25 protein-coding genes are annotated in these 26,605 nt (G+C 35.1%); 12 read left to right on the top strand and 13 right to left on the bottom strand.

All coding sequences use genetic code 11. The features are described 5' to 3' along the window. The first annotated feature begins 274 nt into the window (after positions 1 to 274). Positions 275 to 475, top strand: coding sequence for a hypothetical protein (locus tag F6K40_RS01295; protein WP_293130286.1), 201 nt, complete (start codon positions 275 to 277; stop codon positions 473 to 475). Positions 476 to 711: 236 nt separating this feature from the next. Here the strand turns inward: F6K40_RS01295 and mutL are convergent, their stop codons facing one another. After that, positions 712 to 2,475 (bottom strand): DNA mismatch repair endonuclease MutL, encoded by a 1,764-nt coding sequence (gene mutL, locus F6K40_RS01290; protein WP_293130283.1) that lies wholly within the window; start codon positions 2,473 to 2,475, stop codon positions 712 to 714. Positions 2,476 to 3,678: 1,203 nt separating this feature from the next. Then, a complete protein-coding gene (locus F6K40_RS01285; protein WP_293130280.1) occupies positions 3,679 to 4,107 on the bottom strand; it encodes a hypothetical protein in 429 nt (142 codons plus the stop codon). A gap of 61 nt (positions 4,108 to 4,168) precedes the next feature. Between F6K40_RS01285 and F6K40_RS01280 the strand changes: the two genes are divergently transcribed. The 8 genes from F6K40_RS01280 (at position 4,169) to F6K40_RS01245 (ending at position 10,609) form a co-directional block, all read left to right on the top strand. After that, positions 4,169 to 4,309, top strand: coding sequence for a hypothetical protein (locus tag F6K40_RS01280; RefSeq protein ID WP_293130277.1), 141 nt, complete (start codon positions 4,169 to 4,171; stop codon positions 4,307 to 4,309). Further along, positions 4,260 to 4,487, top strand: a complete 228-nt coding sequence (locus F6K40_RS01275; RefSeq protein ID WP_293130274.1) for a hypothetical protein — start codon at positions 4,260 to 4,262, stop codon at positions 4,485 to 4,487. Before F6K40_RS01280 ends, F6K40_RS01275 begins: the two co-directional genes overlap by 50 nt. 746 nt (positions 4,488 to 5,233) lie before the next feature. Beyond that, positions 5,234 to 5,515: a XisI protein gene (locus F6K40_RS01270; RefSeq protein ID WP_365669730.1), complete on the top strand. Its 282-nt coding sequence runs from the start codon at positions 5,234 to 5,236 to the stop codon at positions 5,513 to 5,515. 332 nt (positions 5,516 to 5,847) lie between these two features. After that, a complete protein-coding gene (locus tag F6K40_RS01265) occupies positions 5,848 to 6,555 on the top strand; it encodes a TIGR00266 family protein (protein WP_483143758.1) in 708 nt (235 codons plus the stop codon). Between the two features lie 15 nt (positions 6,556 to 6,570). Next, positions 6,571 to 7,248 (top strand): TIGR00266 family protein, encoded by a 678-nt coding sequence (locus F6K40_RS01260; RefSeq protein WP_293130271.1) that lies wholly within the window; start codon positions 6,571 to 6,573, stop codon positions 7,246 to 7,248. Positions 7,249 to 7,471: 223 nt separating this feature from the next. Then, complete coding sequence (locus tag F6K40_RS01255; protein WP_293130268.1) at positions 7,472 to 7,681, top strand: hypothetical protein; 210 nt, start codon at positions 7,472 to 7,474, stop codon at positions 7,679 to 7,681. A 346-nt stretch (positions 7,682 to 8,027) separates the two neighbouring features. Further along, the gene (locus tag F6K40_RS01250; RefSeq protein WP_293130265.1) at positions 8,028 to 8,723 is read left to right on the top strand and encodes a TIGR00266 family protein; all 696 of its coding nucleotides are present in this window, start codon (positions 8,028 to 8,030) and stop codon (positions 8,721 to 8,723) included. A gap of 1,067 nt (positions 8,724 to 9,790) precedes the next feature. After that, complete coding sequence (locus F6K40_RS01245; RefSeq protein ID WP_293130262.1) at positions 9,791 to 10,609, top strand: M48 family metallopeptidase; 819 nt, start codon at positions 9,791 to 9,793, stop codon at positions 10,607 to 10,609. 872 nt (positions 10,610 to 11,481) lie between these two features. Here the strand turns inward: F6K40_RS01245 and F6K40_RS01240 are convergent. The 4 genes from F6K40_RS01240 to F6K40_RS01225 form a co-directional block, all read right to left on the bottom strand. After that, entirely contained in the window at positions 11,482 to 11,883 is a 402-nt protein-coding gene (locus tag F6K40_RS01240) for a type II toxin-antitoxin system VapC family toxin (protein ID WP_293130260.1), read from the bottom strand. After that, complete coding sequence (locus F6K40_RS01235; RefSeq protein WP_293130257.1) at positions 11,870 to 12,160, bottom strand: prevent-host-death protein; 291 nt, start codon at positions 12,158 to 12,160, stop codon at positions 11,870 to 11,872. Before F6K40_RS01235 ends, F6K40_RS01240 begins: the two co-directional genes overlap by 14 nt. Before the next feature lie 178 nt (positions 12,161 to 12,338). Then, positions 12,339 to 12,581, bottom strand: a complete 243-nt coding sequence (locus tag F6K40_RS01230) for a hypothetical protein (RefSeq protein WP_293130254.1) — start codon at positions 12,579 to 12,581, stop codon at positions 12,339 to 12,341. Positions 12,582 to 12,617: 36 nt separating this feature from the next. Then, positions 12,618 to 14,168: a GUN4 domain-containing protein gene (locus tag F6K40_RS01225; RefSeq protein WP_293130251.1), complete on the bottom strand. Its 1,551-nt coding sequence runs from the start codon at positions 14,166 to 14,168 to the stop codon at positions 12,618 to 12,620. A 637-nt stretch (positions 14,169 to 14,805) separates the two neighbouring features. On the opposite strand from F6K40_RS01225, the gene F6K40_RS01220 reads away from it, so the two are divergent. Continuing rightward, positions 14,806 to 14,985, top strand: coding sequence for a hypothetical protein (locus F6K40_RS01220; RefSeq protein ID WP_293130248.1), 180 nt, complete (start codon positions 14,806 to 14,808; stop codon positions 14,983 to 14,985). A gap of 375 nt (positions 14,986 to 15,360) precedes the next feature. On the opposite strand, the gene F6K40_RS01215 is transcribed toward F6K40_RS01220, so the two are convergent. The 4 genes from F6K40_RS01215 to F6K40_RS01200 all read right to left on the bottom strand — a co-directional run bounded on the left by F6K40_RS01215 (position 15,361) and on the right by F6K40_RS01200 (position 21,066). Further along, positions 15,361 to 15,996, bottom strand: a complete 636-nt coding sequence (locus F6K40_RS01215; protein WP_293130245.1) for a hypothetical protein — start codon at positions 15,994 to 15,996, stop codon at positions 15,361 to 15,363. A 115-nt stretch (positions 15,997 to 16,111) separates the two neighbouring features. Beyond that, positions 16,112 to 16,993: a succinate--CoA ligase subunit alpha gene (locus F6K40_RS01210; RefSeq protein WP_293130242.1), complete on the bottom strand. Its 882-nt coding sequence runs from the start codon at positions 16,991 to 16,993 to the stop codon at positions 16,112 to 16,114. A gap of 211 nt (positions 16,994 to 17,204) precedes the next feature. Continuing rightward, positions 17,205 to 18,422: a succinate--CoA ligase subunit beta gene (locus F6K40_RS01205; RefSeq protein ID WP_293130239.1), complete on the bottom strand. Its 1,218-nt coding sequence runs from the start codon at positions 18,420 to 18,422 to the stop codon at positions 17,205 to 17,207. 1,117 nt (positions 18,423 to 19,539) lie between these two features. After that, positions 19,540 to 21,066, bottom strand: a complete 1,527-nt coding sequence (locus F6K40_RS01200; protein ID WP_293130236.1) for a glycosyltransferase family 2 protein — start codon at positions 21,064 to 21,066, stop codon at positions 19,540 to 19,542. Positions 21,067 to 21,540: 474 nt separating this feature from the next. Between F6K40_RS01200 and ebsA the strand changes: the two genes are divergently transcribed. Next, a complete protein-coding gene (ebsA, locus tag F6K40_RS01195; protein WP_293130233.1) occupies positions 21,541 to 21,912 on the top strand; it encodes a type IV pilus biogenesis protein EbsA in 372 nt (123 codons plus the stop codon). Positions 21,913 to 22,892: 980 nt separating this feature from the next. Here ebsA and F6K40_RS01190 read toward each other — a convergent pair. Then, positions 22,893 to 23,108 (bottom strand): hypothetical protein, encoded by a 216-nt coding sequence (locus F6K40_RS01190; RefSeq protein ID WP_293130230.1) that lies wholly within the window; start codon positions 23,106 to 23,108, stop codon positions 22,893 to 22,895. Then, positions 23,087 to 23,227 (bottom strand): hypothetical protein, encoded by a 141-nt coding sequence (locus F6K40_RS01185; protein WP_293130227.1) that lies wholly within the window; start codon positions 23,225 to 23,227, stop codon positions 23,087 to 23,089. Before F6K40_RS01185 ends, F6K40_RS01190 begins: the two co-directional genes overlap by 22 nt. Positions 23,228 to 23,291: 64 nt before the next feature. Between F6K40_RS01185 and F6K40_RS01180 the strand changes: the two genes are divergently transcribed. Beyond that, entirely contained in the window at positions 23,292 to 24,368 is a 1,077-nt protein-coding gene (locus F6K40_RS01180) for a phosphotransacetylase family protein (protein ID WP_293130224.1), read from the top strand. 728 nt (positions 24,369 to 25,096) lie between these two features. On the opposite strand, the gene F6K40_RS01175 is transcribed toward F6K40_RS01180, so the two are convergent. Beyond that, complete coding sequence (locus F6K40_RS01175; RefSeq protein WP_293130221.1) at positions 25,097 to 26,554, bottom strand: carotenoid oxygenase family protein; 1,458 nt, start codon at positions 26,552 to 26,554, stop codon at positions 25,097 to 25,099. Positions 26,555 to 26,605 lie beyond the last annotated feature (51 nt).

The raw sequence follows: 26,605 nt of genomic DNA, 5'->3' as shown, positions 1-26,605 counted from the left end.
GAAAAAATCTGACGAATTTCTGATTTATTCTGGATTATTGGGGTAGGTTTGGAAACCAAACCCCTACGAAAAAATCTTACTTCTTGCTTTGAGTTGGAAAAGCAAAATTCTCGGAAAAAATCTGACGAATTTCTGATTTATTCTGGATTATTGGGGTAGGTTTGGAAACCAAACCCCTACGAAAAAATCTTACTTCTTGCTTTGGGTTGGAAAAGCAAAATTCTCGGAAAAAATCTGACGAATTTCTGATTTATTCTGGATTATTGGGGTAGGTTTGGAAACCAAACCCCTACGAAAAAATCTTACTTCTTGCTTTGAGTTGGAAAAGCAAAATTCTACGAAAAAATCTGATGAATTTGTGATTTATTCTGCGTTATTGCAGTGGTTTTGGAAACCAAACCCCTACGAAAAAATCTTACTTATTGCTTTGGGTTGGAAAAGGAAAATTCTAGGAAAAAATCTGATGAATTTCTGATTTATTCTTCATTATTGGGGTGGGTTTGGAAACCAAAATTCTACGATAAAATTTCTTACTTCTTACTTCTTACTTCTTGCTTCTTGCTTCTTGCTTTGAGTTGGAAAAGCAAAATTCTCGGAAAAAATCTGATGAATTTCTGATTTATTCTGCATTATTGGGGTAGGTTTGGAAACCAAAATTCTACGATAAAATCTTGTTTATTACTTATTACTTATTACTTATTACTTATTACTTCAAATGCCATGACTTTTTCCAATAACCCAATGTCGTCTAAAGAAACGAGCTAAAGCTGATTCTTCTAAAGGTAAATAAATTGGTCTACCATGAGGACAAGTACGAGGGTTTCGAGTAAGTTGCCATTTATCTAATAAACTTTGCATTTCTGGTAAACTTAAAGGAGTTCCATTTCTAATAGCACTGCGACAAGAAGTAGCTACTTTAGCAGATTCTAAATCGCCACCTTTACTAAGTTCAATTAAGGCATCAGCACAGTCATTTCTTTTGGCTAACATTTCGGGAGCAGTACGAGCTGCCCAAATAGAATCTCCGAAAATTTCTACCTCTATATTTAAGCGTTGAAGTTGTTCTATTTGAGCTGTGGATAAATGATGCAAAATAATCGGAGTTTTCAAAGAAATTATTTGCCAAGCATCGCATAATTTTTCATATAAAATTCTTTCGTGGGCAATATGTTGTTCTATCAACCAAATTCCACTGGGATGTTCCGCTACTATATAAGTATTGTGTAATTGAGCGATCGCTTTTAATTCTATTAGTCTTAATTCTCGATCTTTTTCTTCAGTATTATCTGGGGAAACTTCTATAGCTCGACGAGTTTGATAATTGCCTGTTTTTTCTGAGACTTTTAAGATTTTTTCTACTCTTTCTGGCAAAGGAAATTCTGGCATAATCTCCGAATTAAATTGTAATGCTTTACCAATTGCTAGATTGATTTGTTGTTGCCAAAATTTCAAATTATCTAGATAAATTTCAGTTTTTGCCGGATGACGATTCCAGTTAATTTGATAGGGAAAAATTTGCAGATGAATAAAACAGACAGGATAGCGATCGCGAGGGCAAGTTCGTGCCAAAGAACTAATAATTGTTTGTTCTAATTCTGGTACTTTTACTACCCTGCCATTAATAGCAATTTTTACCCAATCAGGTCTTCTACGATGACATCTATCTGGTAAACCTAATATTAATTCTAATGATTGTCTATCCAAAATTTGAGAATCTTGATATTGGGAAAAATTTGCTGTTTCGATATTTAATTCTTCTGCTTCTTCCTCATCAATTTCCTGTTGAATATATTGTAAATCGCTCAATCTTACTGTCGATAAAAGTTGAGGTAAAATTTGTTTTGCCGTAGCGCCATGACTAATTTGCATCCATAATTTACTACCTTGCCAAACTTGCCAAGTAACATCAGGATAACAAAGGGATATTTGCTGAACAATTAATTGTATGCCTCGCATTTGTTGGGCAGGAGAAGGCATTCCTTGACGACGCACAGGCCATTTTCCAAACAGATTATAAACTTTAACAATAGTACCAGGAGCAATAGCAACTCTTTCAACTTCAACAGCTTTTCCTTGCTGGTTATAAACAGCTCGCCAACCTTCACTTTCATTCTCTGAAATAGGTGATTTAGGACGACTTAATATTTCTAAATTTGAGAGATTAGCTAAACTGTGAAGTGCTTCTCCACGAAATCCCAAACTGGTAATTTTTGTGAGGTCTTGAAGATTAGTAATTTTGCTCGTACTATGAGGATTTGCTGCTTGTTTTAAATTAGCTAAATTCATACCCATTCCATTGTCAGAAATTTGTACTCGCCACTGTTCAGAAATGATAGAAATTATGATGCGAGTTGCACCAGCATCCAGAGAATTTTCTACTAATTCTCGGACTACTGCTGCTAAAGAATCAATCACTTCTCCAGCAGCAATTAAATTGACAACTTCTTTAGGTAAGGTTTGAATTTTAGATTGCATTTGTAGACACAGATTTGGCAACGGATGTACGGATTAGTTCAGTAAAGAAAATAGTCATAATGCCAGTCCGCGATTATTAAGTACCTAAGAAAAATTATTTACCTATTCTAATTCTCTGCGCTCTTTAGAAGGCAAAGAATTTTGCTTGTTTATAGATGTGTAATTAATTTCGCACAGCCACTTATCATAATAATCTGGATTTTCGACTATATATTCCCAATGTTAAATTTCTTTCTTTTCCATACTAGCAAGCATTTAGAAGCAATGGGCAATGGAAAAAAAACTATTGCCTATTACCCCCATCCCCATTCCCAAAAAGCTGCAAATTCTTGGTTTTATTCAAAATTAAGATGCACCTATTCCAGAGCTGTTTTATCAGAATAAATATAGTTAATTAATGAAGGCTTTGCTGACACAGATTTTGCCACGGATATACGGATTAGTTTACTAAGGAAAATAGTCATAATACCAGTCCGCAATTATTAATCTCTTTAGCAAAATTATTTACCTATTCTAATTCTCTACGCTCTTGAAAACCCAAAGAATTAAGCTTGTATAGCAGACACAGATTTTGCCACGGATATACGGATTAGTTTACTAAGGAAAATAGTCATAATGCCAGTCCGCAATTATTAATCTCTTTAGCAAAATTATTTACCTATTCTAATTCTCTACGCTCTTTAAAACGCAAATAATTAAGCTTGTATAGATGTGTAATTAATTTGGCACAGCCACTTATCATAATCAAGTATTTTCAAGATTTATACTTTCCTACTAAAAACATGAATATAAACTATAATTTTGATTTTTATTTCGATTCAAAGCATCAAACTTTTGAAGTCAAGAATTATCTTGAGATACAAATAGAGAAATTCCCAAATCCGATTTATATCTGGCAATACCAAAAAACCATGGGACTGACACAGATTTTGCCACGGATATACGGATTAGTTTACTAAGGAAAATAGTCATAATGCCAGTCCGCAATTATTAATTACCTAAGCAAAATTATTTACCTATTCTAATTCTCTGCACTCTTTAAAACCAAAATAATTAAGCTTGTATAGCAGACACAGATTTTGCCACGGATATACGGATTAGTTTACTAAGGAAAATAGTCATAATGCCAGTCCGCAATTATTAATTACCTAAGCAAAATTATTTACCTATTCTAATTCTCTACGCTCTTTAAAACCAAAATAATTAAGCTTGTATAGCAGACACAGATTTTGCCACGGATATACGGATTAGTTTACTTAAGTTCATAACTTTATCTCGAAGTACATGATTTTTAGATAAAAAACCAAAAGAAAGAAGCAACTCAGATTTGCTACCCCAAGAAAAAAAAACCCATCTGTACTTGTTAGCCCAATTAGTTAGCTCCAGATCAATTTCTTTTAGAGAGGGTAAAGATTTAAAATTTTTGTCTGTAAAAATTGTTTGGGAATTTTGCGGTGCAGATTTGTCTATAAATTCACCATGTAAATACCAAAAATGAGAATGCCAATGCGCACTTTTATCTTCAGGTAAATTATCAAAATCAACCAATGTTTTTTCGCCCTCCAAATCGCAAATCCAAATTTCAGAAAAAGTTCTTTTTAAGAAATATCTAAGTTCTTCTTGATTTGACAAATGATGTTTATGCAAAAAAGTAATATAATACATTAGATTCGTTTTTAATGGAGCTAAAAAAATGAGTGAGACTGACAAAATTATTAGTAAAGAAACTTGGTGGCTGATGTCCGGAAATTTTCCAGATTTACATTGGTCACGTCTTCAAATATATGATGATAATAGTGCTGAAGTTTTACAACATAGATGGCAAAAGATATAAATTTGATAGTCAAGAAGAAGCTAGGTGGTTTTTACTTGAAGATGATTATTGTTCTTTTGAAAATCTCGATGCAGAAGATGAAGAAGAGTTAGGAATACCTCTATCCTCAATTCAGATTCCATTTGGTAAAAGCGATGATGAAATTATCAAAAAGATGTATGTTAAGAGAAATTTTTGAATAATAGATATTAAACCTCATGTCACAATCAGAAATAAAGGATTTATAACAAGCTATTGGTTAATTTGTAATGTTACTAAGCGAGGAAGCTATGTTTTTAAATTGGAAAATTAGAAAGAAAAAAAATACTTCCTAGATAGAACACCTATAAGTGATACAAAGTTTGCATTAAGTGTTTTCTCAAGCCTTGATTTAGACGGTAATTTTAATATCGAATTTTACAAAAAATTAGTTAGGGTATATCGTCTTAAGCTAGAATAAATTTTTTATATCCTGAAATATATCCTGAAGATAGACTTGAAGAATTTATGCATCATACAAAAAGAGACTGGGATTTTCTTGAAATAATTTTTTGTCTTGAAGAAATTTTGGAAATACCTGTTGATGTCATATACAATTTTGATCGTAAGCTATCTATAGAAAAGTGGCTTATAGATTTGTTTATAGAGTTTTCTCAAGGTAGCAATTTTTAAAGCAAGAGTTTCGATGTAGATTACATAAAAGTGACAGTTTCGCTATATTTACCCCTAATTAATTGTATTGCAACCCAAGCGAAAATTATATTTAGCTGTTTCTGAATAAATATGTCAATCAGTGTTTGAAGAAGAAGCTGGAATAATCTTAATATAAGATCGAATATTAGGTCTTGTTAGCTTTAATCTCAGTAAAGAGGAAATTGTTAAATAGATATCCTAAATATTGAACTTAAGGAAGCAATTCTCAGCGTCTTACAAAACTAAAACTATATTGAATATATCGGGAATGATCCAGAAATGCCATGTAAATTAGTTATAGATGCAACCAGAAATCATTACTTACTAATAGAAATATGTTGGCAAAATAGTAGACTAATTTATGGAACTTTGATTCATCTTAACATTATCAACCAAAAGATTTGGATACAAGAAGATGGCACAGAAGAGGGTGTCGCTGATGAACTTGTTAATTTAGGTATACCTCATCAGCAAATTGTACTTGCTTTCAAAACAATTGAGCGACGTAAGATTACTGATTTTGCTCTTTATTAGATATCTCCAATAATAAAAAATAAGATCAATTATTTTTCCCCTACTCTCTACTCCCTCTTTTCTGGAAATATCTATTATTATAGACATCTGATAATCTCTTTGAAACTACTATAAAAAGGTTGTAAAATCTTAACTTATTGAGAGATATAGTGTGAAAATTAAATAATCGCTAATTGCCTGAAATAACTATATTATCTAAGTTTTTTATCCATCAAATCTTACATTTTTGATGTAATTGTTAATTATTAATTATTGAGCAAAATTAGACTAAATATTCTGGGAAAAATAAATCTTAAAAAAATATAAAATTAAATTCAAGAACCTCATATTTTGTGGTTATATATAAGAAAGAAAATATTAAAGACTATGTATTAGCAGTGAAATATAAAATTAGATATAAACCAGCCTTTGCTGCTATTTTCATCACCTTAAATCCTGGTGAGAGCATTATAGCCGAAGCGGGAGCCATGACCAGCATGGATGGTAATTTGTCCATGAAAACACAATTTTCTGGAGGCTTTTTCTCAGCTTTATTAAGAAAATTTTTAGGGGGTGAATCCCTATTTGTTAATGTTTTTGAGAACAAAACCTCCGAACCTTTAAGTGTTACGTTAACCCAATCCATTATTGGGGATATTGAGTCTCTAGAATTAACAGGAAATGAGATATGTTTTCAACCAGGAGCTTACATTGCAAGTACCCCTAAAATTAAGCTAGGAGTAAGATGGGCAGGATTTGCCAGTTGGTTTATGGGAGAAGGGTTATTTAAGTTAAAAGTAAGTGGCCGTGGAAAAGTTTTCTTTGGGGCCTATGGAGGATTGAGTCAGCAAAATATTTCTGGGGAATTTATTGTTGATAATGGCCATTTAGTAGCTTACAGTCCCAATATTAAAATGAGTATTGCGTTATCGGGTGGCTTAATTAGTTCCTTCACTTCTGGAGAAGGATTAGTTAACCGACTCAAAGGTAATGGTGTTATTTATTTGCAATCTCGTAGTATTGGGGGTTTAGTTGGATTTTTAAGCCCCAAAGTCCGTTAAAAAATTCAAAAAATCATGGATATTCAACTAATACATCAACCCGATAGTGCGATCGCCAAGGTTAGTTTAAATGCAGGGGAAGAAATCGTCGCTCAAGCAGGAGCGATGGTTGCTATGAGTGGGTTTGTCAATACCAGTACCACCCTCAGACAAGGAAAAGGAGGGGGAATTCTGGGAGGATTTAAACGAATGTTAGGGGGTGAATCTCTCTTTCTCAGTGTTTTTCGTTCCCCTACTCCCGACGGTCAAGTTTTTCTCGCCCCTAGATTAATGGGAGACATCCTAGTTTATGAAATGAAGGGTCAAGAATTAGTTGTTCAAGCAGCTTCCTATCTTGCTTCTGCTAACAATGTAGACCTTGATTTAGGGTTTCAAGGGATAAAATCTTTATTCTCAGGAGAATCTATTTTTTGGTTAAGTATTACAGGTTATGGCCCGGTAATTTTAACCTCTTTTGGAGGAATTTATGAAATAGATGTTAACGGCGATTATATTGTGGATACTGGCCATATTGTCGCCTTTGAAAGAAGTTTAGATTTTCGTATTGATAAAGCTAATTCGAGTTGGTTAGGGGCATTTTTTGGCGGTGAAGGTTTTGTCTGTCGTTTCCAAGGCCAAGGCAAAGTTTATTGTCAAACCCATAATCCAGGGGGTTTTGGTTCTCTTATCGGTTCTCAATTACCTCCTAGATGAGAGGTGTGGGAGTGTGGGAGGTGTGGGGAGTGTGGGAAGAGTGGGAGGTGTGGGAAGAGGGGGAGGTGTGGGAAGGGTGGGGAGTGTGGGAGGTGTGGGAAGTGTGGGGANGGAGAAGTAAGTGACTGGAGTTCAGACGTGTTCTCTTACGAAACCCATAATCCAGGGGGTTTTGGTTCTCTTATCGGTTCTCAATTACCTCCTAGATGAGAGGTGTGGGAGTGTGGGAGGTGTGGGGAGTGTGGGAAGAGGGGGAAGTGTGGGAAGAGGGGGAAGTGTGGGAAGGGTGGGGAGTGTGGGAGGTGTGGGAAGTGTGGGGAGAATACAGACAGTAAGAGGAATAATTACCCCTCGATCTTTCTGTGCTTGTCTACCAACCGTCCTAACTTTTTGCTCACTCAAGCTGAAAAATTTGCACTTTTTTTCTGTCTAAAAAGGCTAAAGCGTTTGGGTAATGAATAGCTTTTAGGGAGAGGTAATTATCAATTATCCATTAATAAAAGAGCTATACTTTCATAAATATCTTGGTAATAAATAGCTTTTAGGGAGAGGTAATTATCAATTATCCATTATCCATTATCAATTATCCATTAATAAAAGAGCTATACTTTCATAAACATCTTGGTAATAAATAGCTTTTAGGGAGAGGTAATTATCAATTATCCATTATCAATTATCCATTAATAAAAGAGCTATGCTTGATAAACATCTGGGTAATGAATAGCTTTTAGGGAGAGGTAATTATCAATTATCCATTATCAATTATCCATTAATAATATATGTCAGAAATTGCTTATAAAATTGAACATTCTCCAGCTTATGCTTCATTAATTATTGATTTGCAACCGGAACAAAAAGTATTAGTAGAAGCCTCAGGGATGGCAGCTATGGATACCTCAATAAAAATGCAATCTAAAGTCAAAGGTGGCTTAATGAAAGGAGTAGGTAGAATGTTGGCCGGCGAATCCCTATTTATTAATGAATTTACGGCTCAAAACCAATCAGGAAGATTGTATATTTCCCCTGGTGTTCCTGGAGATATTCAACATTATCATATAGAAAATCGTTGTGGTTTATTGGTTCAATCATCAGGGTTTGTTGCCTGTAGTGATACTGTAGAAATAGATACGAAATTTCAAGGATTTAAAGGATTTTTTAGTGGAGAATCTTTGTTTTTATTAAAAGCTACTGGAAGAGGGGATTTTTGGTTTAGTTCATACGGGGGTATTTTAGAAATTCCTGTGGAAGAAAATTATGTGGTAGATACCAGTTATATTGTGGCTTTTGAAGATACCCTAAATTATAATGTCGAGATGATTGGAGGTTTATCATTTAAAGGTTTAAAAACAGGAATTTTAGGGGGTGAAGGATTGGTTTGTCGGTTTAGTGGCAAAGGCAGTTTATGGATTCAAAGTCGCGCGATTTATCCTCTATTAAACTTTTTAAATCCTTTCCGTCCTACCAAGAGTAATTAGTAATTAAGGTTGTTCAGATGTAAATATTCAGCTATTAGTTGTCAGCTTTTTAATAAATAAAGTAAACATTCGTTTAACCTTCTAGTACATTTTAAATAATTCTTGGGAATCTCTTAATTGGGGTTTGCGAAAAAACTCTTATGGGTGAGAGTAGGAGTCAGGAGAAATAGCAATTATAGAGGAGGTAGGAGGAAGATATAGTAAGAGTAATTTTTCTGCCTTTGTCTGCCTAAAATGCTGATTTTCTGAATCTGAACGACCTAAAAGCTTGCACTTTTTTCGACTAAAAAATGCTAAAACCTTTCTCTCTAAGAGACTGAATGTATCAGGAAATATAACAAGGAGATAGGGAAGAGAGAATAGGGAATAGGGAGGAAGAAATCAAGACAAGTATTTGTCAGTTAAAAATCTGGGTAGTGGTGTACAAGTAGTGATATCCTAAAAAAAGTAAAATTTTCAAGGGAATATGATTTCTTTGAAACTAAGAATTGAAGGTACTTTACTGTTCCCAGTTAAGAGTTAAGTGTTCCCTTTCTCCACAATAAATCACAATCATCAAAGGACTACCAAAATCTGGGAATATATATACCTTTCCACCTAATCAATCTACCAAATTTCAATTTCTTTAAGTACTACCGCTTTTAGATTTTAGTCACTCAAAAATTCTCTTAAGAGTTATTTTGCCAACAGTTTCTAAAAAATTTGATATTTGATTGGTAAACCCTAATTGTTTTTTCCTCCTTTACAAAGTAATAAAGCTGATAGCTGATAGCTGACAGCTAAATGCTTACTTTCAGATTAATTAGGGTTTGCTGATTAAATCTAAAAGCATTGACATTAATCATGGTTTTAGCTTTTTCAAGACTTGAAAAAGTACAAGGTTTTCCTTATAAAGAGCTGCATAAAGTGAGGATGAAAGGGTTGACTTAGGAAGAAAAATCAAGGGATAATCTTCCGACTGTCTTCTCGCTCTGAGACTCATTCCTCCTGTCTCCTGTCTCCTGTTTCCTGACTCCTACCCTTACTTATAAGACTTTTTCAGCAAACCTTAATTATTAATCAAATTTATGAGCGATCGCAATCCCCCACCAAGTAATCGTCAACTTTTAATTATATTAGGAATTTTTACAGCGATTATTGTCATAATGATTGGCAGTGTGTCGGTATTAGTTGATTGGGCAATTACTCAGATTCCTATTAGTTGGGAACAAAAATTAGGAGCATTAATTGTGCCGTCTTACGAACAAAAAGCTAAAGATTCTCCTCAACAAGAAATCTTAAATAATCTCTTAGATCGTTTAGAGTCTAAACTAGATAATAAATCCGCAAAAAAAAGGGATTATCGAGTAATCTATATTCCCGAAAAAAACGTTAACGCTTTTGCAATTCCTGGGGATGTTATTGGTATTTTTGAAGGATTAGTGAAAGAAGTTAAATCAGAAAATGAATTGATGATGATTTTAGGTCACGAATTAGGACATTTTGCTAATAGAGATCATCTTAAAAGTTTAGGAAAAACCTTAGCTATTCGAGTTGCGATCGCTAGTATTTTTGGAGATAGTGGAACCTTAGCTAATACTGTTGGAGTTCTTATCGAAAATATTAGTAATGCTAGCTATTCCCAGTCTCAAGAATATCAAGCAGATGAATTTGGATTAATACTATTAAATGAAACATATGGTCATGTGACAGGGGCAACGGATTTTTTTAAGAACCTTAAAGAACAAGAAAAATTAGATTGGGATTTTTTTTCTAGTCATCCTGCTGGAGAAAAGCGTGTCAAGAGACTAGAAAAATTAATTAAACAAAAACAATATAAATTAGGTGAATATTCTGATTTAGAGCCAAATTTACAGTTGAGCGATCGGAATATTTTTAGGAACTAAAATATTGAACTTAAGCAAGCAATTAGTATATTTAATATCTTGGAAATGACCCGGAAACTCAAATTCAATTAATCATATAGAATCCGGTTATATAGTATATGTTCATTATTAAATCGGACCATCGGACCATCTCCCCCAACAATACACTCTTGTATTCAACCGGATTTGATATTACTCCTTACTCCTTACTCCTTACTCCTTACTCATTACTCATTACTCATTACTCATTACTCATTACTCCTCAGTAATCGGACCATCGGACCATCTCCCCCAACAATACACTCTTGTATTCAACCGGATTTGATATTACTCCTTACTCCTTACTCCTTACTCCTTACTCCTTACTCCGAAATCTTAGGAAGCCATTCAAGGTCAATCTGCACAATGGTTGCAGGTCTTAGGGAGAGTAGGATTGGGTAAGAAGCAAGACGGCTTACATTCAGACTATGAAAGAGATTCAGCAATCCCTCGCAGGGCACCATCGAATATGTGTCAGTCTAGTAGGTAATTTATATCGAACGCTCGATATATTTTATTCAACCTGGGAACAAAAACTGATAATTGAATTATGCCTAGTGAAAAATAGTAGGGTGTGTGACGGCATCCTCTTTTCCATATTTAGGGAAATTCCAGAAATTTTGCCGTCACGCACCTTTTTTTGAGATGGTGGATAATCTGATGCTGATAACTGATAACTGATAACTGATAACTGCAGTAGGGAAGCTAAAGAAATTTTGCCGTCACGCACCTTTTTTTAGATGGTGATTTGATGGTACTGAATCTGGCGATCGCCAAGTTTTGAAAAATACTTGATCGGAAATATGAGCTGAGAAATAGTAGGTTTGATGACGGCATTCTCTTTTCCATTTTTCTTAAAAATTGTTCTCGAAAGGATTAAGAACTAAAATTCCACAACCTTCAAAATCTCGTGTATTGCGGGTGACTAAAGTTAGTTGATGAATTTGGGCAGTAGCAGCTATTATCATATCTGCTTGAGAGCGTGTCTGACCTTGAGATTGGAATCTACCTCTCAATTCACCAGATAATCTAGCAATATTTGTAGTAACTGGAAAAATCTGACAGTTAGACTCAAAAAAACTCTCAAACCATTCTTGAATTTGAGAGTTTGGTTTCCAACTTAAGCCATAGAATATTTCCTCAACTGTGATGACACTAACAGATATTTCTGATACTTGTGCTGCCCAATTTAATACTTTTGGATTAGGTTTTGTTCGTGCTAGTTCGCTAATAATATTTGTATCAAATAGAAACATTTTCAAAATCGTCACTAAAAGGATTTGGTCTATTTTGGCGAGTGGGAATTTCTAGTACATAATCTTCTTCAGTACATAAACTGCGTAATTCTGCAAAAGTATCTGCTAAGGAAGGTTTTTGACGTTGCTTTTGCCATGCCAAAAATTCCTGAAATGTTTGGGGTGAGATAATAGCTGCTACAAGTTTTTCTTGTTCATAAATCATTTGTGGTTTTTGGTTTGTTGCTTTTATGAGGTCTGATAAATTTTGTTGTGCTTCGTGTATTTCCCAATTCAATGTTTACCTCCTATATTATTGATAATGTTGTTTATATTAGCATAGTTTGCAGGCGATCGCTATCTTGTTTTTGAGATGGTAGATAATCTAAATGTGAGAATCGCTTGATCGGTGATGATCATTATCATTTTCCATCATCCGTGCTAGACACAGATTCGGGCACGGATCAACGGATTAATTATTTGGCAAAATCCGTGTATCCGTGGCAAAATCCGTGTCTAGCTCTTTTCGATTTTAGGGAAACTCCAGAAATTTTGCCGTCACGCACCTTTTTTTGAGATGGCAAATAATCTGATGGTGCGTTACTGATAACTGATAACTGATTTGATGGTGCGTTACGGTTTCCTTTGGAATGGAGAAAAACTGATAACTGATTAACCGTGCAGCATTTTGGGAGAAAAATTGATAACTGAACTATCAAAAGCTGATAACTGATAACCGATCGCTGATAAGGCAGCTAAAACCCTTTAATGTTCGATTCTACAAGTCTCTGCGCTAGAGAAGAGAATTCCATATACAACAACAAAAATATTCTCTCTATCAGTCTAAATAATTCTTTCTGCGCGGGAACCCTAGGCAAGTGTCCCACATAAGGCGTGCTGATATCCCATGTTACGTTCTGGTAACTCCATCTTCCTTTTTGACGCCATCCAACTTTATCTCCAAAAGCATCCCATACTTTTGCGTTATATACCTTCGTACCACCCAAACTCTGATAAATTTGCTTCTGAACAGAAAAGCCAAACTTACCATTGCTATATTTGACCCAAAGTTTATCAATCGTAACTAAATCCTGGCAGGGAAAATTTTCTATATCCTTAATATCCAACCATCCTTCCGACTCCCTACCCGCGACTTTTAACATTACTCTTGCTGTTTCTTCGTCCGCTTTCCTCCACTTTCCCGCCGCCAATAAATCACGCAGCGTTGTATAGTCAACCCCTTTAACAGAAACCAGAGGTACATCTACAGACAACAGAGGTTTTACCTGTTGAGACTCAACTACCCCTTGCTTTTTCCCCTCCGCATCCTGTCTTTTGCGTCCTTCATTTTCTAACTGTCTTTGCGCCTCCCTCTGAACATTTTGCACCGAACTTAACCTTTCCTCAACATCTCCTTGTCTAAGTTGATCATTCTCCAGTCGCTTTTCCAACTCCCTCGCTCTCCCTTGAGGAACAACTTGTGGCGATTGAAAAAATCTCAACCCAAAAACAATACCACCACCAAATATCGCCCCACCACAAAACAATACCCACAAACTCAACCGAGAAATATCACCATAATAAAAGTCAGACTCCCGAAAGAAATTAATAGGTACACCCCAAGAAAAAGTTAAAGGTTGAACCCCATTAACCCTTTCCAAAGCTTGCTGAAAAGTCTGCCGTTCCGACTCAGACAAAGGTAGAGAAGCAAAAGTTTGCACAACGTCAAAATCACTCATTCCATGCACTGCCACAACCTCACCCCTCTCATTCATAACAGGCGCTCCACTCATCCCACCCACAGTCAATGCTTCATAAGAAACTCCATAACCCCGCGCCAAAGTATTCAAACCCGAAACCTTACCCTCAACAAACTGAGACACCACTATCCCACCCCGAATCGGAAAACCATCAATATAAATAGAACTACCTTTTCTCAGACTATCAGAATTACCTATTTTCAACGCCCGATAATTACAATTTCCTCTCTCTGGGCGAAAAGTCACCAAAGCTAAATCTACACCATTGGAAAATATTTCCACCCCAGCAGCATCCCAGACTTCTCCATCCTCAGTCCGTAATAATCTTTCCCCTTCTTTTTTAACAACATGAGCTGCCGTTAGTACAGTACAGACACCCGGTTCTCCACGGACAAAAAAACCAGTTCCATGTCCTGGTTGACTTCTATAAAATACTTTAACAATACTACGTTCTAGTCGAGAAGCTATTTGTTCTGAGGATAAAGAACAATTTGTCAGAATTAGAGATAGGAAAGTTAGACCAAGGATGCGGGGTAGAGATTTCATTTTTTTCAGAAGTTCAGAAATTTGAAAATATGATTTTTGATTTTATTTTATAGATATTCAAGCTTAAATAATTTTTGTATTGGATAATCAAGGGTAGGGGTTTGGTCTCCAAACCCTCCTCCAAAACCTCCGTTTATTATCAAAGGTAGGGGTTTGGTCTCCAAACCCTTTTTTCAGAAGTTCAGAAGTTTGAAAATATGATTTTTGATTTTATTTTATAGATATTCAAGCTTAAATAATTTTTGTATTGGATAATCAAGGGTAGGGGTTTGGTCTCCAAACCCTCCTCCCAATTCTCCAAACCCATACAATTATTTAACCTCTAAAAAAAGAGCCACTATTTTTCTACAATACTTATTTAATTTCAAAATAGAACAAGTTTTTCTGGTTGTCAAGGAGCGATCGCTTCATTAGTATCATTTTTTTCTATCAAAGGACTTATGCAGAAACAGTTGATGTGCTAGGGGGCGAATGCCATTCGCCCCTACATAAGGTGTATGATTTCGTGTTTTGCGTAAGTCCTGTTTCACTTATCAAGAAAAAATACAACCAGAGATTCAAATTCCGTCGTTGATTCTCAAGGGGTTAGGGTTGGGAGACCAAACCCCTACGGTTACTTCAAAATTTAACAAGTTTTTTGGGTTGTCAAGGAGCGATCGCTTCATTAGTATCATTTTTTCTATCAAGTTTAAATACAACTAGAGGTTCAAATTCCGTTGTTGATTCTCAAGGGGTTAGGGTTGGGAGACCAAACCCCTACAGTTACTTCAAAATAGAACAAGTTTTTTTGGTTGTCAAGGAGCGATCGCTTCATTAGTATCATTTTTTTCTATCAAAGGACTTATGCAGAAACAGTTGATGTGCTAGGGGGCGAATGCCATTCGCCCCTACATAAGGTGTATGATTTCGCGTTTTGCGTAAGTCCTGTTTCACTTATCAATAAAAAATACAACCAGAGATTCAAATTCCGTTGTTGATTCTCAAGGGGTTAGGGTTGGGAGACCAAACCCCTACAGTTACTTCAAAATTGAACAAGTTTTTTTGGTTGTCAAGGAGCGATCGCTTCATTAGGAAATGGTAGGGTGTGTGACGGTATCCTGTTTTCCATTTTAGGGAAACTCCATAAATTTTGCCTCACGCACCTTTTTCTTCATGGTAGATAATATGATGGCGCGTTACATTTTCCTTTTGATTAGTTACTTTGAAGCTGAAACAAATAAATAACCATAAAGTTATTTATAAGCCATTTATCTTCATCTTTTATAAGCTCTACTTGAATCTGAGCTAATCCTTTTTCAAAAGCTGCTTCAGCAATATAATAATTGTTGACTATCCTTATACCTCTATACCCTCTAAATTTACCCAGATTAAAAAAATGATAATTAAAACTTCTTTCTGGCTCCCCTATTTCTAGGGAGTTAAGAAACTGTTGTGTGGCATTTATTCTCAAATATTCAGGGTTCCAGTGATATAAAATTTGTGGAATTGAATTATTAAAATAGTTCATTCCATCCTTCATATTAGTAATTTGTTTTTTGAACAAACTTCCCAAAATTGGAAAATTATAAAAAGCATCAAAAGGATCAAAATTTTCAATATCTGAGGTTATTACCTCAACATTATTCTTGCTCTGATTCAATCTCTTCTTAGATTTCCTATTAGACTTCCTATTAGACTTCCTATTAAATTTCCTTAATACACGTAATGACCATATACGGACAAGCAACAAAAAGACTGCTAGGAGAAATACTAAACCAAGAAAAATACTACCAAATATTGTCGGAACTATAGGAAATGCCAGACCAAGAAAAATAATACCAAATAGCATCAAAAGTAGGGTAAGCATAGTCATAATCAAATGTCTTTAAAACTAAACTTAATGAATATATTCTAGCTTGAATCTTCTAGCCTTGCCAACTAATAACCATTCAACTAAATAAGTATTAAAAATATCTCTTATCTAATAAATTTCTGACTAAATTTGGAATATCAGAAGGTCGTTTTGCTACTGGAATATTAACTGCTTCAAAAGCTGCTATTTTACTCTCAATTTCACCAGCAACCCTAGCACTAATTAAACAATTAATATGACTGTAATTTTGATTTATAGGAACATAAGTACCAGCAATATAAGCAATTACAGGTTTATCAATTGTTTCTGAAATATAAGAAGCTGCTACTTCTTCACTTACGCCACTAATTTCTCCCACTAACACAATTAACTCTGTACGCTCATCCTCATCTAATATTTGCAACCACTGGAGAAAAGAAGAACCTACAATTGGATCGCAACCCAGACTCACAGAAATAGACTGCCCCAACCTTGACTTCGTTAGTTCCCACGCAACTTCATAAGTCAAAGTATTACTACGACTAATAATACCAATTGGACCTGGAGTATAAAACTGAGTTGGGTGAGTACCCAGTAACAACTGATCTGGAACAATAATACCCGCACAGTTTGGTCCAACAATCAAAGTTTCTGTCGCCTCAGCTTTTCTCAATAGCTTAACCATATCCAACGGAGGCACACCTTCTGTAATAATCACAATTTGTTTAAGCCCCGAAGCGATCGCCTCTAAGGCAGCATCTAATACCTGATAAGCAGGCATAACTATTACGCTAGTATCAATCACACCTACCTTTCCGACTGCCTGTTCTACCAAACTATATACAGGAATACCATGCCATTCTTCTCCCCCTTCTCCAGGACTAATACCTCCTACCACATTTGTCCCACAAGACTTCATCATTAAGGCTATCTGGGTAGATATTTTTTCTGTAACACCCTGAACTATAACTTTGCTATCTCGAGTTAAATTCATCTTAAATAATTAATAATTAATAATTAATAATTAATAATTGATAATTGATAGTTGATAATTGATAATTAGTCCCCAGAGGTTTAAAGCGTCTCCTTAATTAAGGAGAAAAAAGAAATAAGATTTCTGTACTTGATTCAATCCGATGGTTTTAACCAGAGGTAATTATTCATTATTCATTATTGATTATCCATTATTCATTATTACTATTCCCTTATCTTGACAGAGAAACAGCCTTATTAACTGCATCCTCAAAGTTTTCCATAACTTCTACTGGTAGACCTGATAAACGTTCCCTAGCTCTGCCAATTCTACCTCCTAATAAACGCAGTACAAATTGAATTTTTTCCCGATCTATACTTTTTAATTTATTCAAATATTCATATACTATAGTAATTAACTCATCACTTGTCTGAACTATACCTATCACATTTATTAAAACCACTTTAACATTATCTTTTTGACTAACTAAATCCAAAGCTGTAAACATTTGCGATCGCAAACTATCCTTAACTTCCAAATAATCACCCAACCTAATATTCAAAAAATTAGCTGGTTTTCCCTGAGCTTGTATTACCATGTCTACAGTAGCCATTGTTAAACCCTCACCATTACATACAATTCCAATATTTCCCTGTAATTCTGTAAATTTTAGTTGATAATCAGGAATTATTTTTTCATTGTTAGCAACATTAATATTGCTCGTCGCTAATAAAGAATTATTATCTATTTCCTTAATTTCTTCCTGTTGAATTTTATAATTATTACTAAGATTTTTACCAACTAAACTAACCAAATCTGGATGACGACCTAGAGCATAATCATTAACACTAACCTTACCATCTAAAGCCATTACTTCTCCACTCGGACTAACACCCAGAGGATTAATTTCTACCAAATCTAAATCCTTTTCCACAAATAACTGATACATTTTTTCCACTATATGACTTACTGATTCTATCAGTTTTCCTTCCAATCCAATTTTCACCATTAAACGACGTGCATAAAAAGGAGAAAATTCTTGATTAACAACCACCTGCTGCATCTTTTTCATAGCTGTTTCTGCATCAATACCCCCTTGTCCTGAACCCAAAAGTACAGGGCGACGTACTATTGGATCTAAAACAACTGCGAGGTATAATTCTTGGTCAGCATTATACTTTGCCTCTGCCAATAAAACTGCTGGATACTCATCTTTAATTGGCAAATTAAAAATTGTCTGAGCTGCTGCCACAGCATCAATTGTATTTTCAACAAATTTAATACCGCCTAAGCTACTTCTTTCGCCAGTATGAACTTGAGACTTCAGTACAACTGGATAGGGAATTTTTAATCTTTTTAAATCTTTAGGATAATCTATTCTTTGAGATGGTAAAACAGGTATTCCCATCTCACTAAACAATGCCTTTGCCTGATATTCTAATAAATCCATATCAACTTAATTTTTGATTTTCTCTAGTTAATAAGGTTTTGGGATATTTGATTTTAAGTATTACCAAATTTTTGATAAATTTAGCAAATATACTTTATCTAAATAATTGCCAATTAAATTGGTTTAATAATGAGCAGTTTATTAATATTTTTTGGGTACATCTCAATGCAAGAATAAAGCCAAAAATTTATTGGTTTTAGGGAATAGGAAAATAGGAAAAAAGTATTTTTGCATATATTGAGATGCACCCTATTTTTTTTTGACTAAAATAATTTCTTTGACCAATAAATTCCTCCCTCCATCATTTAGTTATACCAATTTGATTTTCATCACTTATTTTTGTTAGAGGTATGAACACATAAACATCATTCAAATATAGCAATTCTCAATTTTTAAAATTGTTATCCCGAGCGCTTTGAGTTCCACAATTTTTATTAACAAATAGTAATTTGGGTTAATCTTTGCTACGTTAAACTGTTTCCAACAATTACAGTTTTGTAGCATTGTTTAACCCAATTTCTGTTACAGAAAATTTATATTTCACAACGTAGAAATAGAATTGCTATATATTTCATTTCTGATGCTAATCTATTAAAAAAATTATCAATAGTTATAGAAAATTGTACCATAACTATTAAACAGGAGTTCTGAGAACAAAATAATACAGTGCTTTCCGTTATCTGTAAGGTAGATTCAATAATTAATAATTAATAATTAATAATTAATAATTACCTCTTCTGTAATAGACCTCTCCGGAAAAGAGGGAACAGGGAACAGGGAACAGGGAACAGGAAGAAGTAATTGATAATTTCTGGATAAGAATTGATTCCATTTTTAATTTTCGGAGAGGTCTAATATAATGATTGGTTAAAAGGAATTTTTTTCTTCTCTTGGTCGATTGGATATGGTTAGGAAACCTATACATCCCACCCTTCGGGAAACTTTCCTTACGGAATGCTTCGCAAACGTTAACGACCGCTTTTTTATCCTTAAAAGGAGAGACTTTCAACCTTTATTTTTCAACAGTACAGAAAGCAGGTTTTGAACTAACAAGCACACAACTGACTCTGCATTTTCAATTGAAAATTCTAAATTCTAAATTCTAAATTCTAAATTCTTAACTTTCCCCATCACCTGTATGAACCGTTTTTACCCATTTTAGTCGCTTAGGTAATACAGACATCCGAGGAATAGTAACACCCATAACCAAAAACCAATGCAACATATAAAAAGTACCCCGTACGCTTTCTAGGAAAGTTAGCAATAAAGACAATGAATGTTCTTTCCTAGGAGCTAGTTCTGTCACCTTTTCCTCATTTGCTAAACTCATCTGTCCTTTCCGAGTTCTACGTAAACCTATAAACATTCCTAACAAAGATACCATCACAGTAAACACAGCTAGGGGACTGGTTATTGGTAAACGACGTAAGATTATTGACATCAAAAAATCAGGTACAGCAGCAACTGATAATAGATATTGTGTGACCAAAAATTGCCATAAGTCCCAAGTTTTACCAAATCTCATCCGATTACGCAAAATCAATTTCCAGTAGTCTAAATACCGCTGATATCCTCCTTCTGCCCATCGAGAACGTTGATGCCACAAAGCTATGGGGTTAGTTACTCCCTCCTCCATTACTGCCGGAAAAGCCAGAAAATCTATATCCCATTGATTTAAGTGTAGGCGAATAGTTAAATCTAAATCATCAGTAATAGTCTCTTCGTTCCACCCCCCACATTCTTCTAAAGCATTCAGACGCACAAACTGGCCATTTCCTCTAAGTTCTCCAATTCCACCAATAGCAATTCGTTGTTCCTGAAAAAAACCATCCACAACCATTTCTGCTGATTGTCCCTTTGTCCAAAAATTTAGACCTGCATTAGCGATCGCTTTTCTCAGTTGTACTGCTCCTACTTCTTCCCTCGCAAAAAGTGGTACTACCTTTCGGAGTAAATCGGGTGTTACTTGTGCATCTGCATCAAACACTCCTAAAATTTCTCCCCTTACAAAAGGTATAGCAGTATTTAAAGCACCTGACTTACCACCCCCAGCATCTGGACCTCTTGTTATCACTTTTAGCTGTTGATATTCCCGAGCCAACTGTTCTAATAATAGAGGAGTTTTATCTGTACTATTGTCATCTATTACCCAAAGTTCGTAATTATTAGTAGGATAATCTAAAGCACATATATTTTTTACCAATTTGCTAATTACAGCTTCTTCATTTTTAGCTGCCACTAACAGAGATATATAAGGCCATTCTGCCAAATTTTCTTCTGATAGAGGTTTTGGAGCTGATTTTGGTTTAGCAAATAGTATTCTCAAAAATTGAACTGATAGTAAACCTGTCAAACCCAGAATTATCCAATATCCCCAGGAAAGCAAATGTAGAATAATAGTAGTAGTCCAGATTAGCGATAGCATAAATGCTGCTTTACATCTACGACCACGACCATCGTAAATATTCTGATTAGTGAACTTTGTTGTTTCCACAACTTCTGTTCCTTGCTTTATTTGGTTAGCATCTGAGCTTTCCTGTTTTTTGACTATCCGAGCATTTTGATTTTCATTATCTGAGGTATAGTTTTGATAAATTTTGGTTTCCTCATAGTAATCGTTTTTTGGCCAAGAACTGTCAGGCATAATTCAACTAATCTTAAAAGATCCAACTACTAATAATTTTCTTATGTTTAAAAGACTAACCTAATTCCGCCTCAAAGACTATAGATATGATCTTTTTACCAAAAAATCAGGTCTAAAGCCTCCCCTTAGACCTGATTTTTTGGTAAGCAGTTTAATATTTGTTAATATTTCTTATAGCCGATAGATTGAGTAAATATATCGAGTCAACCATGAATTGTTATCAGATTATTTAGGATCAAAGTTAAAATATCGTTCTAATTTTTTTTAATAATAGTTGAAATTAGTCAAACCACATTAATTATGACTTGGTGAATCCTCAGACCCTAATAACATAAGACAATTCTAGAATGATAGTTGTATCAGCTCAAATCTGAAATATAATCATAGTATAAATATACTTGCTAAATTGCCTAGTCGATCGACATAAAATAACTAAACTGAAGTTTAGTAGTATTAATTACGGAGAGTATTAGGATGTCAATTAATCAATTAAAACCAGCAGAAAAAGGGGAAATAGCTGTTTATAATCCATATTACCCAGAAAAAAGACGTAAATATTTAGGTCATGCTATTAGCTTGTACAAACAAAAAAGTTTAGAAGGAGCAAGAAATATTGAAGGAGGAGACAATATTCCTTTTGTTATTACTTGGAATGTTTCTATATTACCTGCGGATATAACTCGTTGTCGAATGCAGTTTGATGGTAATCAAGAACTTAGTTATGAACTTATGATGGCTACTTATGAATTCGTTGATTTTTTAATTGATGTCTTACTGAATTATAATCGCACTCGCATAATAGATTTTTCTAAGAGTTTCTACAGCAAGCTACTCCGCTATGAATAATACCATTTATTTATCAAAAACTTTTCAACCCATATTTTGAGTGGAAGTAATGGAGTAGGTAGGGCTTGCTGAATAAATCTAAAAGCATTGAAATATCAATATTTCAGCCTTTTAAAGTCTCAAAAAGTGCCAGGTTTTAGGTGGTAATGGTTCAAAAATTTAGGATTTTAGTCAAGAGTTGAGTAGAACAATCTTGGGACAATTTTCCCGACTACCTCCTCGCTCCCAGACCCATTTCTCCTGTCTCCTGTCTCCTACCCCTACCATGCATACTTTTTCAGCAAACCCTAGGTAAGGACGTTGCTTGAGCATTAATGCGTTTAATGTCGCGTAGCGAAAACGTCCGTACGGGAGAAGTAAACATAAGAATAATTAGCACACTCCTGGCTAATAATTATTCAAAAGGTTCCATGTACCTGTGTTAATTACTTAATAATTGAAGTGTTGTCAAGTATAGCATTAATGCTTGGTCATTTCAGTTATCAGTTATCAGTTATCAGTACCTCTGCGATAAGGAAGCTTGACATAAGGAATAGTCTCTTTCTCTTGGTCGATTGGATATGGCTAGGTTTCCTCAGAATCCCACCCTACGGGAAACTGCGTTAACGACCGCTTTTTTATCCCTTTAAAAAGGGCGGTTTTAGACCACAATTTTTCGGTAATTAGTATAATTTTAAGTTGAATGGTCATTTATAAGAACTGACCCTGAACATTTGTGTTTCAACTATCACTTTTTAGAGAAAGTTTTGACTATTCTTATTTGAAACTTCACAATGTAAATTTCTGTGAATTTAATGGTTTTTAAACATCAGATCAGATAATTACCAAATAATTAATTATCAACAATCGCAAAAACCTAAGTATGTAACAAAAAGTAAAGTAGCTCTGAAACCTCTTCTCTTTTGTCTTCATCTAACGATAAATTTAACGTCTACCTACTTAAATAATTACAGCGCAATTTATTTAAGTAGACCACAAAACTATTTTGGGTTGTGCATCAGCAAAGTGTGGGATTCGTCAAGTAGAGCAGGCAAATAGAATCTAAAAGCACTGAGATATAAAGGTTGAGCGCATTTTTGGAGCGAAAAAAGTGAAAATTTTTCAGCCTTTAAGACCGAAAAGTTAAGACCAAAGGCAAACACTTCCCAAAAAGATACAGGTACAATCATTACTCCTACTTTACTCTGTCTTCCCACCCTTCACACCCTTCCCACCCTTCCCACACTCCCCACACTTCCCACCCTCCCCACACTTCCCACCCTTCCCACACTCCCCACACTTCCCAACCTATTTTGGGCCAGGAAATTTTTGGCAAACAGTAATCCTTGCCCTAAAAATGCGAGAATTATATAAAGTTTATTAATTGCAGGAGTGAGGATGTGCCATCTGCAAATTATTTGCTAATTGGATCGACTGAAGCTTACAGTGGCAAATCTACAATTACTTTAGGATTAGCCCATGAGTTACAAGCACAAGGTATAACCATTGCTTATGGAAAACCTTTAGGACATTGTTTAACTACAACATCTATTTCTACAGATACAGATGCTGATGTGCAGTTTATAACTGACACTCTTAAACTTTCAGAAAATCATGTTCGACCAACTTTGTTGATGCTCGACAAAAGTACCATAGAGAAGCGGTTGCTGGGAGAAGAAAAAACTGATTATCAAAAATCTTTAGCACAATATCTACAGATAGAGGGAGAAGGTTTAGTCATATTAGAAGGACCTAGTAATTTAGATGAGGGTAGTCTGTTTGAATTATCTCTACCACAAGTTGCTGAAATTCTTAATGCTGCGGTAATTTTGGTAATTCGTCCAAATTCACGTTCTTATATAGACTCTTTACTCTCAGCTAAACAACGTTTGGGCAGTTCTCTTCTGGGTGTAGTCATTAATGATGTGCCACTAGCAGCACAAGAAACAATGACTACTTTAGTCAGACCTTTTTTAGAAGCTAGGAATATACCTGTGTTAGGAATATTGCCTAGAAGTAATCTCTTGCGTAGTGTCTCGGTTGAAGAATTAGTAAAACAATTAAAAGCTCAGGTACTCTGTCGCGCCGATCGCCTAGATTTAATGGTAGAAAGCTTGACAATTGGTGCAATGAATGTTAGTTCAGCTATAAAATATTTTCGTAAGGCTACAAATATGGCCGTAGTTACGGGGGGCGATCGCACGGACATTCAGTTAGCAGCTTTAGAAACTTCGACCCATTGTCTAATTTTAACTGGACAACTTCCACCGGATGAGTTGGTATTACGTCGTGCTGAAGATGCAGAAGTACCTGTTTTGTCAGTGGAGTATGAGACCCTTTCTACAGTGGAAATCATTGATAAAACTTTTGGTAGTGTACGTTTACACGAACCTGTTAAAGTAGAATTCGCCAGAAAACTAATGGCACAAGACTTTGATTTTAAACCTTTGCTAAGTCATTTTCAGCTAGGAGCATAGATAGGAATTTATACTATTTCTGAAAAACTTTTCTAGACTTTCTTGAGTAGGGGAGTAGGGGAATTATTCAACAATTAATAATTAATAATTAATAATTAATAATTAGGACTTACTGATTAAATCTGAAAGTGTTTACAGATCAAGGTATTCGCGTTTTTAAGTCTTGAAAAAGTGCGCCTTTTTGAGTTAAAAAGTCTCAAAAAGTTAGCATTTTCAGCAAACCAGCGCCGAAAAATCAAGGGGCAATTCTTTCTCCTACCTCCTGTATAGTTCCCATTTCTCCGAGTCTCCTGACTCCTGACTCCTGAATCCTACCCTTACTCATAAGATTTTTTCAGCAAACCCTAATTAACTTCTTCCTAGCTAATATTTACTAATGACTAAAAAGGTTATTTGGCAGATATTAATTACTTAAGAAGCACTTAAACATTTTTGAGTTCTCAGTTCTAAAGATTACATATCTGTAACGTTGTAGTTTTTGAACCCTATTTTTGAGTTCTCAGTTCTAAAGATTACATATCTATAACGTTGTAGTTTTTGAACGCTGTATATACTCTATCTCAGTAAGTCCTGTTAATAATTGAAGAGTTGCCTAGTTATAGCATTACTTTTAGTAATAGGTATTATTTTTCGGTAGTCTTGCTAGCGTCATGGTGAAGATATATATGTTTTGTAATTTCTTCCCACACGGACCATACGGACCACACCTCCCGCACCTCCCACACCTACTATTTTTCTTTATTCCTCCAAGTACCATGAAAACCCATTGGTATAACTTCAGGTAATGCTAACCGACAAACAGGTTCAGCATCTAAGTGGGAAGCATCAAATATCCAGACCTCACTACGGTTATACTGACTGTCAAAGATAACTGTTAAGATCCATCCTTTCTGGGGGTATTCAGTATCAGCAGCATAAATAGGCTCCATTGGGTAGCAGTGAGATGATAAGTTGGTTGTAGTGAGAGTATTGGTTTTATGGTCAAAACGAGCGATCGCCCCAAACATCTCTTTACTTATATCTACTCCTGGTTTATGAACTGAGAGATAAGTAAAGCGAGATGAATTTCCTATTTCAGCAGAAGCAAGTGTGGGAAATTCGCAGGGAATATCTAGCAATTTATAACTATCAATGATCCGACCAGATAATGGTTCTAGATTTATCTGCCAGAAAATGCCTTGAGGAGCAGTATGAGTTTGACCACTAGCTACTTCCTGGAGGTAGTTATTTGTTTGGTCAAAATCTGCATAGCGGACTAAAGTAACTACTACTGTATCGTCTTTGTCTAGATAACCATTACCAAAATGCCACTGAAACCAAGGTTCAGTTTCTTGACGACTAATTAGTTGTAGGGATGAAGAGTCACAAATCAAAATTTGTGTACCTAATTCTGGTTGCCAGGTTAAAGCATCACTGAAGGTCTTTATCTTTGTCAAAGCTGGCAATAGTTGTAAACGTACAGGGGAAATGAAAAATATCAGATATGGGCCAGCTAAAACAAAATCGTGAATTAGGGGCATACCAGAGATTGGAATCAGACCTTTTTGCTGAATTTTTCCCCTACTATTACTACGGTAGATATTTAATGAGCTATTTATTCCAGGAGTAACTCCAAAATTATAGATGTCTCCTGTAATACTATCTATTTTCGGGTGAGCTGAATAGCTTTGGTGATTTTCTAAACCCTCTAAATTTTCTAGACCTAAAGTTTCTAAAGTCTGTAAGTTAAGACAATAGGGATGCCCACCTTCCCACAAAGCTAAAAGTCGATCTGGCAAAGCCAAAACTGAAGTATTGGCAGCATTTTTTACAGGTTTAGTAAGTTTATCCCAGAGGTTTCCTGGAGGGTTTGTTCCATAAGCACCAAAAATATATTTTCCTTTTTGTGTCTCAGCTTGATATTCTGCTGTTTGCACATAACGGTAAATAGCATGGGGTTCTTGACCCCCCAAAACAGATGAATTAAAATGCACAGCTAGGATAGCCCCATCTCCATCAAACCAATGTCCTACTTTTTGTCCATTGCGGGATAATCTAGCAGGCCCATTCCTATATAAAGTTCCTTTTAATCCAGGGGGTACTATACCGGAAATAATGGGAAGGGGAGTCAGGGGAAATTCTGAAGGTGCTAGTTCTAAAGCTTTGGACCATCCTGATGTTTCTATTGAGCGATTTTTAAGAGTCAATTTTGATTTTTCCGATAAAAAAAATAAATGTACAAAAATATATTTAATTGC

This window comes from Okeania sp. SIO3I5 (assembly GCF_010672085.1).
Taxonomy (GTDB): Bacteria; Cyanobacteriota; Cyanobacteriia; order Cyanobacteriales; family Microcoleaceae; genus Trichodesmium.
The sequence above is the reverse complement of the archived record's forward strand: the minus strand, read 5'-3'. Positions and strand labels throughout refer to the sequence as shown.

Coding starts and splice junctions, on each gene's coding strand:
- mutL (WP_293130283.1), bottom strand. CDS start 2,475: ATGCAATCTAAAATTCAAACCTTACCTAAAGAAGTTGTCAATTTAATT.
- F6K40_RS01280 (WP_293130277.1), top strand. CDS start 4,169: ATGAGTGAGACTGACAAAATTATTAGTAAAGAAACTTGGTGGCTGATG.
- F6K40_RS01275 (WP_293130274.1), top strand. CDS start 4,260: ATGATGATAATAGTGCTGAAGTTTTACAACATAGATGGCAAAAGATAT.
- F6K40_RS01260 (WP_293130271.1), top strand. CDS start 6,571: ATGGATATTCAACTAATACATCAACCCGATAGTGCGATCGCCAAGGTT.
- F6K40_RS01250 (WP_293130265.1), top strand. CDS start 8,028: ATGTCAGAAATTGCTTATAAAATTGAACATTCTCCAGCTTATGCTTCA.
- F6K40_RS01245 (WP_293130262.1), top strand. CDS start 9,791: ATGAGCGATCGCAATCCCCCACCAAGTAATCGTCAACTTTTAATTATA.
- F6K40_RS01240 (WP_293130260.1), bottom strand. CDS start 11,883: ATGTTTCTATTTGATACAAATATTATTAGCGAACTAGCACGAACAAAA.
- F6K40_RS01225 (WP_293130251.1), bottom strand. CDS start 14,168: ATGAAATCTCTACCCCGCATCCTTGGTCTAACTTTCCTATCTCTAATT.
- F6K40_RS01215 (WP_293130245.1), bottom strand. CDS start 15,996: ATGCTATTTGGTATTATTTTTCTTGGTCTGGCATTTCCTATAGTTCCG.
- F6K40_RS01210 (WP_293130242.1), bottom strand. CDS start 16,993: ATGAATTTAACTCGAGATAGCAAAGTTATAGTTCAGGGTGTTACAGAA.
- F6K40_RS01205 (WP_293130239.1), bottom strand. CDS start 18,422: ATGGATTTATTAGAATATCAGGCAAAGGCATTGTTTAGTGAGATGGGA.
- F6K40_RS01200 (WP_293130236.1), bottom strand. CDS start 21,066: ATGCCTGACAGTTCTTGGCCAAAAAACGATTACTATGAGGAAACCAAA.
- ebsA (WP_293130233.1), top strand. CDS start 21,541: ATGTCAATTAATCAATTAAAACCAGCAGAAAAAGGGGAAATAGCTGTT.